Genomic DNA, 14,830 nt, shown 5'->3' on the forward strand with positions numbered 1-14,830 from the left:
CTACCTATCCCGTCTCTTTGCTTAGTACTAAATGAACATGGTAAATATAACATATCCTATCAGCATCATGATGGTGGAATGTTTCAGGCCTGAAATGATGTTGCCTTCACCCATTGCTCCTGCCATGAGGCCGGAACTCAGTCCCTGGATAATTGCTGCGTGTTTGAAGAGACGTGTGTAGGCTTCGAGATCAAAGCTTCCGAGGAATCCACTCTGTGAACCCGTTTCAGCCATTTGCTTCCCTGCTGCTGCCATCTCTGAGAGGAAAGTAGTTGAGATGACATAGATAACGCCCACAAAGACCATGAATGAGATATAGATGATAACAATATAGATCATCATGCTCATGGTACGCTCTCTTTTCATTCCCTGCTCGGAAGAGGCATCTCTTGCAGCTACCAGAAGAACTTCTCCAATGTCTCCGCTGGATTCATTTGCTTTTGTGATAAGTGAAAGTGAACGTGTGATTACCTGGGTTCTGAGTCTATTAGCAAACCTGACGAGTGCGTCATTTACCTCAAGTCCCCAGAATACATCCCTCCACATCTTCTTTATTTCATAGCTGAGGCCATCGGTGTCTGATTTAGCCATAAGCCTGATGGAATCCCTGAGTGTCATACCGGTTTCGTTGGTACTTGCCAGCTTCTTCAGGAAATCTGGGAAACCATTCTCAAGCTTTCTCTTCTTCCTTTGCCTGATCTCGTGGAATATTGATAAAGGTACGATAACAGCCAGGACTGCAAATACCATCTTATCGTCAATGAAATCAACCATTATAGCTGGGTTTGCCATCTTGTTAGCATTAAGTGCAAATGATGTCCCAAGGAAGAGAATAACAAGTGGGATTGTGATTGCAAGTGTTGTAAGTGGATTTTTGAACATTGGTTCAAGAGGATTGGCTATGATCTTTCTCAGGGCCAGTGTTTTCTTCGATCTTGCAAATGCTTCGAAATTACTTCTTTCCCTGCTCTTCTCTTCAGGTTCTTCAAGAACTTCGCCATTCTCATCGAAGAGTTGGTTGAGGTGCTCGGGCAGTTCCGGAATTCCATGGTCCAATACCTCCGTGGTGGGAAGCAGGTGTGGCTCTCCCATTTCAGTAGGTGTGATTATGCTTATCATCACCACGAACATGACAGATCCTATTGGTAGTACCGCATAGATGATGGCATATACCATGGTGCTGGTGCCTGAACCCATAACCGCCATCATGACACCCATTATAATTATGAACAAGGGACCTGCAACGAATGCAGTTACGTACGATTCAGCAAGTAGTGCCAGAGTTTCCAGGAAACCTTTCTGGTCCATCTCTGACTTTTGAAGGTATTGCTCGGACTTATCACGGAAGTAGTTTGGAATATTACCCCCACTGTCAATGACGGTAAGGAGGTTGTATATGAGATCCTGGAACCTGTCGGAAGGGGTTATTTCCGAGGCATTGGAAAGAGCTGTACGCAGGTCGTGCCCGAAATAATCCATATCCCTGACAATGGAATCTACTTCCTTGGAGACTTCTCCATAGGTGTCCTCAGAGCGTGCAAGTGCCCTGAAGACATCCAGTACATTCATACCTCCTTTACTGAGGGCGTACATGAAAGTCACAGCATAGGGCAGATTCCTGTCTATATCACCCTTTCTCTCTCCTGCCTGGAATCCTGGGTAGAGCATGAAGATGGAATAGACCACTCCTCCAAGTCCTACCATGAATATGATCGTAATAAAAAGTGCAATGAAAATTTCCTTGTATTCAAGCAGGAATACCATGCTGGGACCGAATGTCATCTTGGTGATGTTCTCGGGAAGTCCAACAAGCCCGACTATTACATAGGTCAGCAGGAGACCTAAAAGAGCCCCTGCTATTCCTGCAATAATGGAATAGAAGATAGCATTTGAGATATACATCTCATGGGATATCGGCAAACGTGCCTGGTTCAACTGTTTCTGCAGGTTAACGTAATTCTGCTTTCTTGCCTTGATATGGGTGCCAAGAAGTAAAAAAGGTATCCTCTTCATTATATTGAAATAGACACCTGCCTTTTTGATATGAAAATCAAGGTCTATTTTCTTTTTCGGACCCTTATTTGTATTTGCAGTTCCCGAACTAATGGTAGCGTCATTTAAGGTTTCGGGAATTTCCTGTTCCTGCTCAGGTATCTGCTCGGGTGGTACGTTTGTTTCAGTCACGTTGTTACCCCGCATCAGGTCATATTTAGTTTTTTCAGGACCTTTTCAGGTGTTGACTGGTAGGCATTGATAATACCCGATATCTCCTCGAAATCGCTGATCTCGTTGTTTACCATATGTTCAAGGATCTTCTGGCGGTAATATAATTCCTGGTCTATCTGTGCCTGTCCCCATCCGCGTCTCATCTTGATATCAAAGAGTGCTTTTGATTCTCCGGTCCTTACGAACATGTCGGTTTCCGAATCCCATACGAAAATGTCGTTTGTCCTGATGTTTCTGGTATTGGGGTCGATGTCGATTATCTCTACGAGCTTGATGTTTCTTCTGACACGCTTGCCCTTGGAATAGGTCTGTGACTGTATGCTCATTATGTCCAGTGCCTGTATCATGGTACGGGGTACGCTGATGGGAGGGTTCTCGAGCCTGTGGATAGCTGAAGCCACGGAATCTGCATGCATGGTTGAGAATGTTGTGTGGCCTGTGGACATCGCCTGGAAAAGTGTAAGTGCTTCTTTGCCTCTTACCTCACCAACGAGCAGGAATTCTGGTCGCTGACGCAGAGCAGCCTTGAGCAGGTCATACATATCCACGGCTCCCCTTTCATCTGCAGTGAATGAATCCCTTGTTATACTGGGTATCCAGTTTGGATGAGGTAGTTTTAGTTCCCTTGTATCTTCCAGCGAGATGACCTTTGCCTTCTCTGGAATAAAGAGTGATACTGCATTGAGGGATGATGTTTTACCTGAAGCGGTACCTCCGGCGTAGATCAGACTTTTGTTGTTCTCGATGCATAACCACAGGTATGCCATGGATTCTGCAGAGAATGTGCCCCATTTAACCAGGTCAACAGGTGTTATTGGTGTATCGCTGAACTTGCGTATGGTAAATGTACTACCATGGGCGGTCACACTTGTTCCCAGGGTCATCTGTATCCTTGATCCGTCCGGCATTGTGGCATCTACCATTGGCTCAGCAACTGAAATGTGCTTGCCGCTTCTCTGTGCCATCTGTATAATGAAGGAGTTGAGTTCATCTTCTTCAAATACAATGTTTGTGGCAATGTTCTGATGTACCCGATGATAAAGAAAAATGGGGACGTTATGGCCGTTACCGGATACATCTTCAATAGAGCTGTCATACATCAGTGCATCTATCTTCCCAAAGCGGATAAAGTCCCTTTTAATGAAATAGGATATTTTGGCAAGCATCGGCGGCGTGATGTCAATGGTGTAGTCCTTGATTATTAACCTGATCTTGGCATCTATCACATGTTCTTTATTGCTATCTTGTTCATCGATCGCTTCTACAAGAAGCACATCACGAAGCCTGTCCCTAATTTCATCAAGCAGGACTAGTTCAAAATCAGTTAGTTCAGGTTCTACAATATAGTAGAGATGATTGTTAATTTCTTCATTGAACAGTATGGCAATGAAGGTATATGGTTCGTTTACCCAGTAGCGTTCCAGCTCTTCGTAACCGTCCACTCCCCTAAATTCAGATATAGGGCCATGTAGCTCTGGTTCATAGGCTTCAATTTCGATATCTGCTTGTTTGAACAGTTCCCTGACCTTGTCCATGATGCCGATCTTACCCTCTTCCTTCTCTTCAGATATATTTTCTTCCGGTTCTTTCTCTTCAAGGATGGTTGGATCATCTTCCTGTATATTGTTCTCAGGGATGATCTTTACTTCGTCCTTTATTTCTGTATCCACTTTAGTCTCCGGTTCATCTTTTTTTATATCTGCCTTTTTCGTTTCGCCTTTAACACGCCCAAAGCTTGCTGATCTTGGAAGAAGTATACTGGCCTCACTATCATCTGCCTGTGATCCTGTCCTGACTTCAGTTTTCGGATATGTTCTACGTGGGTCTTTTTGAAAAATGGATGAGAATTCGTTTTCGAACTTTTGCTCAGAATCCTTTATCTCCGCTAATTTGCTGAGAATATCTGATTGTTCAAGGGAGTTGTCATTGTCTGATGATGATTTGTCATTTGTTTGTGTTTTTTTAGCTTTTTCCAGCTCATTGATTTCTTTGTTTGCGATAGGATCATCAGTCATTGGTGTCACCGCTTAATGAATATTGGGAATTGCTTTTAGCTTCGTTATATGGTATATATATTATAATAATATTGGTTATAAAAGTTACCACTGGTATTATTCGGTATATGTTATATATCCTCAATTTATTAAAACCAATAAATATATTTACACCTTTTGTTATTTGGTGAATATATTTCTGTGTACAAAGTTAAAAGAGGCATGTGCATAGAAAATATTATAAGGGCATTAATATATTCATTAAATTGACAATTATGTACAAATCAACATTTTATTATGTTTTCTGATGGACATGGGACTTTGAACGAGTTGAAATGGAAGCCTGGTTTAGAACAAATAGGCATGCACTTATGGAAAGAACTGGTCTTTGGAGGTCATCTTTTTGCAATAGGTTCGGTTTCTGTAATGCTTATGTGCGCAGCCATTTTCTTACTGCCAGCAAGTATTGAGATCATGTGTATAAGTTATCTGCTTTTCTACATAATCTACCTGAATGACTACTCCAAGGGAGTATGTGTCGATAAAATAACTAATTCAGGCAGGGCATCATATCTGCAGTCCCGGGGGAGCAACTTTATTTTGATAAATCTGGCTTCTTGCCTGTTTTTTGTATTGCTACTGCTCTCCGGGAATAATGGCCTGATCATTACCGGTACACTGATACTTGTGCTTGGTCTTCTTTACGGGAATGTCTTTAAGGATCTAACAAAGAAGATAATCGGTTTCAAGAATTTCTATGTTGCAGCCGTATGGTCCTTTATGGTGCTGTTCTTCTTCCTGCAGCAATCTGTTGATCTTACTTATGGGGCATTGATGCTGGCTTTTTTTGTTTTTTTAAGGATGATGAATCTTCAGATCATGTTCGACATGAGGGACTTTAATGGGGACATGGAGGAGGGACTTCTTACATTTCCAGTACGTTTCGGACTGCAAAGGAATATGACGCTGATGAGGATCATCAATGTCCTGTCGGTTGTTTTCATGACCATTTGTGTTCTGAGCGGAATTCTGCCTTTGGCATCGCTATCCATTATCGTGGTTGCATATTATGCAGGAAAATGTATCGAGGACATATCTTCTCAGAAAGGACAACTCTGTTATGTTTTCGCAGCTTTTGAACCCATACTCTGGTTCTTGCTGGTATTTGCCGGCAATTTGTTCATGCAATTGCTGAATATTCCGACATACATGCTCTGAAATGGGATGAACGGTGTCTGTGCAGTGAAATGTTACTGTACATTTAATCAAAAATATTAAATCCAAAGGTGAGTATGTTCTGCTAGATTAGTGACACTAATAAAGGAACATAGCGAGGATACTCTGCATGCCGATAATAACCTTACCATATAAAGATCTTGAAGAACTCACAGGAATCGACAAGGATACGATAATAGCACGTGTGCCAATGATCGGCGCAGATATTGAGCGTATCGAAGAGGAATCCATTGATATCGAATTCTTCCCTGACCGCCCGGATCTTTACAGTGTGGAGGGTGTGGCACGTGCAATGCGCGGTTTCCTTGATCTTGAAACTGGTATTTCCGATTATGAGGTAAAGCCTTATGATATCGAGATCACCATGGATGCTGATATCGAGAACATCCGTCCGGTATTCGGATGTGCTGTTGTAAGGGGTGTGAAATTCGATTCAAACTCCATCAAGACCCTTATGGACCTTCAGGAATCCCTGCACTGGGGTCTTGGACGTGACAGGAAGAAGGTATCCATAGGCGTGCATGACCTATCCAAGGTGCAGCCTCCATTCAGATATATTGCAGCAGATCCTGACTTTGAGTTCATTCCGCTTGACTTCACAGAACCAATGTCCATGAGGGAAATACTGGAAAAGCACCCAAAGGGCGTTAAGTTCGCTTATATCCTGGAAGGCTTTGAGAAGTATCCTCTGATAATGGATGCCAATGACAATGTGCTTTCATTCCCTCCTATTATCAATGGTACGCTTACCATGGTCAATGAAAGTACCACTGACCTGCTGGTAGATGTTACGGGTCTTAGCAATGAGGTCTATACTGCCATGAACATAGTCACAACCGCACTTGCAGAGCGTGGCGGCGAGATAGAATATGTGAAGGTCACAAGAGCAGACGGCAGCGAGGAGATACCTCTTGATCTGGTGCCACGCAGCAAGATCCTGGCAATGTCCGAAATTGATGAACTGATAGGCATGAAGCTTAGCGTTGAAGAGGTCATCAAACAGCTTAACAGGATGGGCTTTGGTGCAAAGGATATGGGCAATGGCGAACTTGAGATACTTGTTCCTCGCTATCGTGCTGACATTCTTGATAATCCGGACATCATTGAAGATATTGCAATAGGAATAGGCTTCGAGAACATTCCTGCGGTATTCCCAATGAATGCCACTGTGGGGAAATCCCATGAGGTAACTGAGGTAGGCTCTGCAATAATGGAGATCATGACGGGACTTGGATATTCCCAGGTCATGCCGTTCACACTTACCAGTGAGAAGATACACTTTGACTGGATGTGCAGGGAAAAGACAGATGATGTGACCTATGTGCTACACCCCATAAGTGAGGACCAGACCATGGTGAGGACCACCATCCTGCCAAACCTGATGGAAATACTGTCCATGAATCAGCACAGGGAACTGCCACAGAGGATATTCGAGGTTGGCGATGTGGTTATCGATGGCATGAATGGTCTGCGCCTGGCAGCGGTATCCATCCATCCTCAGGCGAACTTCACCGAGATCAGGGAGCTTGTGGATGCCCTGATGCGTGAGCGCATGGTGGATTATGAAGTTGTAGTGTCCGATGACCCTGCTTTCATGGAAGGTAGAAGAGCTGACATAATTGTCAACGGTAAGAAGATAGGTGTCATGGGAGAGTTCTTCCCGCAGGTGATAGTTAACTTCGGACTTGGGCAGCCTGTATTGGGCTTTGAGATAGACCTGATGGAATAAGATTCCTGGTCTTTCTTTCTTCTTTTATTTCTATTTCAGGCTCAGGTGTTCCCTGGATTCTGTGGCTGTAGGGCCGTTTCTCATCAACTTGATGGTATCTGAGCTTGGATATACATTTGCACCCAAAGTAGTAGATTCAATATCCTTTATTGCATAGCATAATACCGATGAGTAGAATTTCCAAGGTTTCTGAGCATAACTCTGGGGCTCAGCAGTGTGCTTCCGCGCTTCCACTACAACTACTGATTAAAAGTAAATTTGAGCCTTAGTATTTTATTTCCTGTTTCTTTATGAATGCTCTCGGCCAAATATTGAAAACCATACCTTGAATAAAATTTCCGACCAGTGATATTCTTTTCAAACACTTCGACTTCCAGGTAACCGTGTAATTCGCGAGCTTTGTCCATCAAAGCCTTTCCAGCACCTGTGCCATGGAACTCTGCCTTGACAAATATCCCTCCAACTTCATGACTAACTAATGTTATGAATCCAATGACCTGTCCGTCCTGCTCGGCTACCCAAGTCTCTGCATTTGGTAAATAGACATCAGGAATATCATGTCGCTCCTTTTCTAGAAATTCGTCTGTTAGAAAAGAATGTGCGACCCTTGATGCACTTTCCCATGATGCCAAAACATCGTTTAGATCCTCCTGCTTATACTTGCGAATAGTACGGTCCATAATTTCCTTGTATACCGTGGAAGTGCTTTTAAATTGTACCCTCGCAGGCAAGGAATTGAGCAATCATACGTCATCTGTATTTTTTTTGTAAGGGATAAATGACGATTTTAATCTTATTGCAATACGGATGACGTCACTTCACCGGTTCGTACCGAAACCCGAATCCCAGATCCTTCAGCGCCACCAGTGCCATAAACATCACGCAGAAGATGAAGAATACTGATAAGAAGCATGCGAAGTTGTAGTAGAAGAAGCTCACGTCTGATAGATTATAGTTCATGAAGATGAATATGCTTAAGGGTTCGTTGTGCAGAGGATAAAGGTATGTCAGTCCGCCATCTGCAATGTCGTCCAGCAGCAGGTGGGACAGGAATGCAGCCTCGAAGAACATTCCCATGGAAATGGTCTTATGGATGTTCCTGCTCAGGATGTAGCCGAGCATCGCAACCAGCAGGAATGCCACGATCCCGAAGAAGAGTGAGTGTGTTGGCATGGAGCCTATCATGGTGTGTCTGAGATTACCGTGCATCATATAGTTCCACACCGCAGGTACATCCGGGAACACTGACCCTATGCTTCCTATCACAAAGAGCAGTCCCAGGTGCTTCACATCCTTATGGCTCATCTCACCCTTAAGGCCGGTGCTGCCGATGGCAAATATTCCCACAAGGGATATGCAGAATAAGAAAAAGCTCAGATGGAACGCTGGATAAGGCATACTCTAAATATATTTACTAAAAATATATAAATCTACTGTCACAGTTGGAACTATTTTCTTTAAAAAAATCTGGTAGAAAAAGTATAATTGGCGGGCCCGCCGCGATTCGAACACGAGTCGATGGGTATCTTCGAGACAAATTTCAAGATTTTTTGTCACTTCGAAGCCCATCAGGATATCCTGGCTACCCTACGAGCCCACTGGGTACCTACTGATAGCCATTGCATGTATTAAACGTTTCTATCAGAGCATGGTGCTGATTATTCTAAATGCTATTATCAGGAGTATGGCTCCGAACGCTTTTCTCAGTGATTCCGCCTTGACCTTGTTATACATCAGGTGGGAGCCAATTTGTGCGCCTGTAAAGGATGCCAGCACAATGTAGAACACCAGTGTGTAGTCGGGCTCCCAGTTGCTGAAGTGTGCAATAAATCCTGATATGGATGTGAAGAACACGATAAATCCCGATGTTGCAGCAGCACGTTTTATCTTGAACCCAATGATCAGCAGCAGGGGTACTATCAACGACCCTCCTCCGATGCCAAGCATTCCCGAGATAATTCCTATGACCATGCCGCTGATCAGTATGACTGTGATCTTTCTCCTGCCCTGAAGTTCATCCTTGCTGTAGAACTTCACTGCTCTGGAAAAGATCATCTCCAGTCCCACTATTGTCATAAGTATACTGAATGCGAAAAGTAATGTATCCACAGGTGTGTATCTGCTAAAATATGCACCTATCTGCGCTCCTGTCATGGAACCTATCACAAAGGGCAGTGCTGTCTGCAGGTCAACCATATTCTTTCTTAGATATGTTACAGCAGCGGAGCCTGAAGACACGGTATTGAGCAGAAGTGCGGTGGTGATGGCAGCCACCAGTTCCATGCCTGTCCAGTAGAAGAATGGCACATAGAATATGGCTCCGCCAAGTCCAAGCATTGAGAATATGCTGGAAATAAGAAGCACAGCGAGAACTATAAAAAAAGGATCCATTTATTAAGCTGCCTCAAAGGTGGTTAGTTTTGCGCTTCACGTATTTTTCCTTGAACTTGTTGATCTCTTCCCTGCCTCCGACAACCGCAATTACATCTCCTTTCCTGATAATGGTTGTCGGAAGTATGTCCGTGATGACCTGTTCCTCACGTTCAATGCCTATTATGGTGCAGCCTACATTCTGACGCAGTCCTGTCTTCTCCACAGTCCTGTCCACAAAATCATGTCCATGGGTGACGGTATGCTTCTCGATGTCTATGCCCTCGTAAAGCATGATGTCCTCATCCATTTTCTTGCATGCCTTATCAAGGCATTGGGATGTCATCTTCGCCAGGATCTGCCCTGCAACTATGGAGAGTGATGCTACATAATCAGCTCCTGCCTTGTATATCTTGTCTATTGATCTGAATGAATTGGCGCGTGCGAGTATGGCAGATTTCGGGTTAAGTCCTCTTGATATGAGGGTTGCGAATATGACATCGGTATCATCGTTCAATGTTATGATGACGGTTGATGCTTTTTCCAGTCCTGCCTCCCGTAGTATGTCCTCATCGGTGGCATTACCATGAATAAAGTTGTAATCTGCATCCTCAAAGTTATCTACGTTGGAATCCACCACAGTGAAGCTGATGTTGGCATACTGGAGCGTTTCCACCACTCGTATACCCACATCTCCGCATCCAAGTACTACTACATGTCCATTGATGTCAAGATCCATATTCTCACTCCATGCGCTGTGTAAGTCTTCTCAACTTTGAGAGCTGTTCGGTAGTGCCTATGGCAAGTAGTACGGAATTGTCCCTGATGGTATCTTCAGGTCTTACATTGAATGAAAGACTTCCTACCTTCCACATTCCCACAATGTTGGCTCCAGTCTTTTCACGGATGGCTGCATTTCTTATTGTTTTTCCTAAAAGGGGGCTTTTCGGGTATATCGGGAACTCTATGATACTTACACCTTCAAAGAATTCCGTAGCACCTGTCAGTCTGCTGACAAAGGGGTCTGCTGCTTTTCTTCCAATGAACCTACCAAAAAGCTCCTTTGGGGACACTACACTGGTGGCACCTGCATACTTGAGGTATTTCTTATTGGAGCGATCCTCTACCATGGCGATGATCTTTACATCACTGATATTACGTGCAGTAAGTACGATATTTGCATTCATCTCATCTGAGCGATTAGCAATAACGAAGCGTGCACTGTCGATGTTTGCATTCCTCAGTGTTTCTTCATCGTAGGGAATGCCGTAGATGGTATGTATGTCCTTTTTCAAAAGTCCCACTACAAGCTCCTGTTCTTCCTCAATGAGTACGTATGGGATCTCATTCTCGTTCAGTTCTTCAATGAGGGTTTCCACCAGGGGGTTGTACCCACAGATAATGATATGTTCCGAAAGTTTCTTTGCTGCCTTTGTCGGAAGGGATGAACGTATGCTTCTTTCCAGCCATGGAAAGATCACAAGAGTAAAGAGTATCCCAAAGACCAGTGGTATGCCTGATATCATTACTGCTACTGAGAACAGCTTGCCAGCAGCAGAACTGAATACAATATCTCCATACCCTTCGGTTGTTATTGTAGTAACTATCCAGTAAATACCATCAAAAACATTGGCATGATCATACTGCTGCTCCATCTTCATGAGCTGTATGAATAGCAGGAGGTAAACAAGGATCACAGCAACTGCGAGGGAGGATGACTTGAGTACTGCCCTGTGCCAGAGATGTGCCTTTTTCATAAGATCTGTCCACTCCTGCTTAAAATTGGTTCATTCAACTATTTTACTTTATTCTACTTCTGCTTAGAATCCATGTGCAAGATAAGGTCCGAATATCATCAGGATAAAGGACATCAATATCAACACTGCAAAGCTTGCGGAAATGGCGGCTGACATGCGCTCTGCCTTTTCCTCGTTCTTTGTTATCCTGTGTATGGCTGCGTAGATATAGTCCCTGAAAACATGTCCTCCGTCAAGAGGTACTGCCGGAAGACAGTTGAACAATCCTACATAGAAATTCAGCCATCCGATCCACAGCAGGGAATTGGCGATCCAGAACAAGCCTATCCCAAGGGGTTGCGCCCAACCGATAGGTTCATAGAACTGTGCCAGTGTACCGCTAAATCCGGGGAAGCCTTCACCTGCAAAACCAATTATAGGAAGTCCAAGCAGTATGATCCAGCCAGTGGCTCCTTTCAACATACTGGGGATGCTTTCAAGCAAGCCCAGGTATGCATTTGCAGGGAACTCTCCAACTGAGAAGCCAAGGCTTGTAGCAATGTAGCCGCTTCCCTGGGTGTACACTCCCAGATATCCGATATCAGTATCTCTTTCAGGGTGCTGTGCCAGCTCCACATCAAGCTCTTCTATTGTGGCATCACCTTCAGCCTGTGGTACTGATAGTTTCACAGTTACTACCTGGCTGGAATGTGTTGAGCTCATGACCGATGTGAACTCGGCTGCAGTTCTGATATCCTGGTCATCTATACGCAGTATGCTCATTCCTTTCTCAAGCCCGATTTCCTGCGCAGGTGAATCGGGAACTATGTCCTGTATGAGGATTCCCTCGATATCAGCCGGGGTGCCTGTTGCCTGGACCTCATATTCCGATACCACTCTGTCAGTGGCAGCATATATCCTGACGGTTGAGCCCTCTTCAACAGAATCAAGATAATCAAGCATTTCAGTAACATTGCTTATTGTCTTATCATTAAGCTGGGTAATTACCATGCCATCTCTGATTCCGGCGCTGTGAGCCACGGAATTCTCGGTGACGTCCACTACCATTGTATCGCCTAATGGTGCCATGGCACCAAGTACCGGTCCGAAAAGCAGTCCGAAAGCTATGAGTGCGACCACAAAGTTTGCCATCACGCCAGCTGCAAGGATATGTGCCCTTTGTTTGCGACTTGCCTTGCTCTGCGGCTTTTTTGGTTTTTGTGGCTCTTCATGATCTATATAGAGACCAAGACGTCTGTCACCATACGGATCCTCTTTTATTTCTTCCTCTACCTTCTTACCGAAGAGCTCTTCCTCATCCGGCTCGGCGAATCCTCCAATGGGTACCACAGCCAGCAGTATGCCCATGGATTTTACCCGTATGTCCTCAACCCTGCAGAGTATCGCATGTGCGAACTCGTGAACTACAAGTGTGACAACAAGTGCCAGTATTCCCCATGTGAGTGGTATGAACTCATTGACACCCGGGATAAGGAATAGATTTCTGGCCTCGTTCAGCTTGCTGGGTTCTGGCATGCTATTAGTTCCAAGGGATGAAAGTAATGCGACATCGGAGATTATCACGATCAAGAACATCGCTATCATTCCGACGAACATCAGTAAGATGCCTATATCTGCATAGACTCTCCATGCTTTCTTTGGTATTGCCAGTTTGTCCAGAATACTTAGTCCGCGTGTGGTCCTTATCATCAGTACAGGTCCGTATGTGCTGATATTATACTTCTCAAGTATTCCTTTCCTGTCCAGGATCTTGACGACCAGCCAGTACAGTAAGAAAAGGGTTAAGGCAATATTCGTTCCGTTCAAAAAGATTCTCCGAAATCAGTATTAATAGATATAAAAGCTCTCACGACTAACACAATTGATATTATTACGATTTTTGCTAACTATGTTTTGTAGGTATAAAAAAGCACTAGATACTATTATATGTGTCTGGGTCAGATATCTTTGGTGCCAGTTGCCCGCCGCTTGCCCGCTTGTCGGGGCACAGGATACTCTCCTGTATTTCGTAACGGATGGTGGTAATATTCGGGACATGTGCTATTGTAGCACATGAATAATATATTTTTCAAGTGCTGGCGCAGTAATCGACGTTTGTCGATAAACTGCTAAACTCCTTCCAGGGGTGGTCCTCATGCATATATGGTGGGTCTACAACTGGTTTGGATTACTTGCATAAAAGGATAAGTATAAAAACAATAAGTGCAAATACAGCAATAACTAAACTTAGGAACGTTGATAAACGTTGCTGAATAGTTGAGCAAATTAATATAATAATCGAATACTATATCGAAATGTAACATATCCGTGAGGGGATGAATGTGCAATCAATAGTTCAGGAAGCATTAAAACACACTGAGAAAGAGAAGCAGTACCGCCAGACAATTGCAGTTAACGACCAGTTCGACATACTTGGCCAGCCAAGGATCATGATCGTGGGTTGTGGTGGTGCAGGTAATAATACTATTAACAGACTTTACAACATGGGTATCGAAGGCGCAGAAACAGTGGCAATCAACACTGACAAGCAGCACCTCGATCTTATCCGTGCCGACAAGAAGATACTTGTGGGAAAGACACTCACACGTGGTCTTGGTGCTGGTGGATACCCTGAAATAGGTGCCAAGGCAGCAGAACTTGCCCGCGGAACCCTTGAAGAGATATTCAAGGATGCGGATCTCGTTTTCGTTACAGCAGGTATGGGTGGAGGAACCGGTACTGGTGTAGCACCTGTCGTTGCTGAGATAGCAAAGGAACAGGGCGCAATTGTCGTAGGTATGGTCTCCAGTCCTTTCAGAGTTGAAAGAGCAAGAGCAGTCAAAGCAGAAGAAGGTCTTGAAGACTTCCGCCGTGCTGCAGACACTGTTATCGTACTTGACAACAACAGACTCCTTGAGTATGTGCCAAACCTGCCAATAGACCAGGCATTCTCAGTAATGGACCAGATCATCTCAGAGACCGTAAAGGGAATCACTGAGACCATCACACAGCCATCACTGATCAATATCGATTATGCTGACATCAGGGCTATCATGGGTTGCGGCGGCGTTGCTGTAATGCTTGTAGGCGAGAGCAAGAATCAGGACAAGAGTGACGATGTAGTTCGTGCAGCACTTAACCATCCACTTCTGGATGTTGATTACAGAGGCGCAACAGGCAGTCTTGTACACATCACAGGTGGTCCGGATCTTAGTCTCAAGGAAGCTGAAGAGATCGCAGCATCACTCACATACGAACTTTCATCCACTGCAAATGTGATATGGGGCGCACGTATCAGCAATGAATACGAAGGCAAGGTTCGCGTAATGGCTATCATGACCGGTGTCCAGTCCGCTCAGGTACTTGGCCCACAGTATGGTTCTCCAGTAAGCGATGCAGTTCCTGAAACTCCTAGGGCATACAAGCATGCAAACACCCCGGTAAACAGGGTAAGGCGCACAGTAGTAGAGCCAATAAGCAACAGGAACAACGTCGGTGGCTCTATCATCGACATAATTCACTGAACACTTTTATCTATT

The 14,830-nt window shown here is 44.3% G+C and carries 12 protein-coding genes and 1 tRNA gene; 3 read left to right on the plus strand and 10 right to left on the minus strand.

Annotated features, from left to right (window positions below; genetic code table 11):
• Positions 1-27 precede the first annotated feature (27 nt).
• Positions 28-2,184, minus strand: coding sequence for a type II secretion system F family protein (locus tag V7O66_RS01935; protein WP_406661303.1), 2,157 nt, complete (start codon positions 2,182-2,184; stop codon positions 28-30).
• A 14-nt stretch (positions 2,185-2,198) separates the two neighbouring features.
• Complete coding sequence (locus V7O66_RS01940; RefSeq protein ID WP_406661304.1) at positions 2,199-4,241, minus strand: type II/IV secretion system ATPase subunit; 2,043 nt, start codon at positions 4,239-4,241, stop codon at positions 2,199-2,201.
• 342 nt (positions 4,242-4,583) lie between these two features.
• On the opposite strand from V7O66_RS01940, the gene V7O66_RS01945 reads away from it, so the two are divergent.
• Positions 4,584-5,438, plus strand: a complete 855-nt coding sequence (locus V7O66_RS01945) for a UbiA family prenyltransferase (RefSeq protein ID WP_406661305.1) — start codon at positions 4,584-4,586, stop codon at positions 5,436-5,438.
• A 127-nt stretch (positions 5,439-5,565) separates the two neighbouring features.
• A complete protein-coding gene (pheT, locus tag V7O66_RS01950; RefSeq protein ID WP_406661306.1) occupies positions 5,566-7,185 on the plus strand; it encodes a phenylalanine--tRNA ligase subunit beta in 1,620 nt (539 codons plus the stop codon).
• Between the two features lie 30 nt (positions 7,186-7,215).
• Here the strand turns inward: pheT and V7O66_RS01955 are convergent, their stop codons facing one another.
• From V7O66_RS01955 to V7O66_RS01990, 8 genes are all read right to left on the minus strand, one after another.
• Complete coding sequence (locus V7O66_RS01955) at positions 7,216-7,419, minus strand: hypothetical protein (RefSeq protein ID WP_406661307.1); 204 nt, start codon at positions 7,417-7,419, stop codon at positions 7,216-7,218.
• Positions 7,420-7,424: 5 nt separating this feature from the next.
• Positions 7,425-7,865, minus strand: a complete 441-nt coding sequence (locus V7O66_RS01960; RefSeq protein WP_406661308.1) for a GNAT family N-acetyltransferase — start codon at positions 7,863-7,865, stop codon at positions 7,425-7,427.
• 133 nt (positions 7,866-7,998) lie between these two features.
• Complete coding sequence (locus V7O66_RS01965; protein WP_406661309.1) at positions 7,999-8,583, minus strand: metal-dependent hydrolase; 585 nt, start codon at positions 8,581-8,583, stop codon at positions 7,999-8,001.
• 88 nt (positions 8,584-8,671) lie between these two features.
• Positions 8,672-8,782: transfer RNA gene (locus V7O66_RS01970), tRNA-Arg, on the minus strand.
• A gap of 44 nt (positions 8,783-8,826) precedes the next feature.
• A complete protein-coding gene (locus V7O66_RS01975) occupies positions 8,827-9,576 on the minus strand; it encodes a sulfite exporter TauE/SafE family protein (RefSeq protein ID WP_406661310.1) in 750 nt (249 codons plus the stop codon).
• Positions 9,577-9,589: 13 nt separating this feature from the next.
• Entirely contained in the window at positions 9,590-10,294 is a 705-nt protein-coding gene (locus V7O66_RS01980) for a potassium channel family protein (protein ID WP_406661311.1), read from the minus strand.
• Between the two features lie 4 nt (positions 10,295-10,298).
• The gene (locus tag V7O66_RS01985; protein ID WP_406661312.1) at positions 10,299-11,312 is read right to left on the minus strand and encodes a potassium channel family protein; all 1,014 of its coding nucleotides are present in this window, start codon (positions 11,310-11,312) and stop codon (positions 10,299-10,301) included.
• Between the two features lie 63 nt (positions 11,313-11,375).
• On the minus strand, positions 11,376-13,118 hold the full coding sequence (locus V7O66_RS01990; RefSeq protein ID WP_406661313.1) for a site-2 protease family protein: 1,743 nt from the start codon (positions 13,116-13,118) through the stop codon (positions 11,376-11,378).
• A gap of 515 nt (positions 13,119-13,633) precedes the next feature.
• Here V7O66_RS01990 and ftsZ point away from each other — a divergent pair.
• Positions 13,634-14,815 (plus strand): cell division protein FtsZ, encoded by a 1,182-nt coding sequence (ftsZ, locus tag V7O66_RS01995; RefSeq protein WP_406661314.1) that lies wholly within the window; start codon positions 13,634-13,636, stop codon positions 14,813-14,815.
• Positions 14,816-14,830 lie beyond the last annotated feature (15 nt).

This window comes from Methanolobus sp. ZRKC3, from assembly GCF_045291275.1.
In the GTDB taxonomy this organism is placed as follows: domain Archaea; phylum Halobacteriota; class Methanosarcinia; order Methanosarcinales; family Methanosarcinaceae; genus Methanolobus.

Bases quoted from the DNA above. Each gene is read 5' to 3' on its own strand.
- V7O66_RS01940 (WP_406661304.1), bottom strand. From the start codon at position 4,241: ATGACTGATGATCCTATCGCAAACAAAGAAATCAATGAGCTGGAAAAA.
- pheT (WP_406661306.1), top strand. From the start codon at position 5,566: ATGCCGATAATAACCTTACCATATAAAGATCTTGAAGAACTCACAGGA.
- V7O66_RS01980 (WP_406661311.1), bottom strand. From the start codon at position 10,294: ATGGATCTTGACATCAATGGACATGTAGTAGTACTTGGATGCGGAGAT.
- V7O66_RS01960 (WP_406661308.1), bottom strand. From the start codon at position 7,865: ATGGACCGTACTATTCGCAAGTATAAGCAGGAGGATCTAAACGATGTT.
- V7O66_RS01985 (WP_406661312.1), bottom strand. From the start codon at position 11,312: ATGAAAAAGGCACATCTCTGGCACAGGGCAGTACTCAAGTCATCCTCC.
- V7O66_RS01965 (WP_406661309.1), bottom strand. From the start codon at position 8,583: ATGCCTTATCCAGCGTTCCATCTGAGCTTTTTCTTATTCTGCATATCC.
- V7O66_RS01945 (WP_406661305.1), top strand. From the start codon at position 4,584: ATGCACTTATGGAAAGAACTGGTCTTTGGAGGTCATCTTTTTGCAATA.
- V7O66_RS01975 (WP_406661310.1), bottom strand. From the start codon at position 9,576: ATGGATCCTTTTTTTATAGTTCTCGCTGTGCTTCTTATTTCCAGCATA.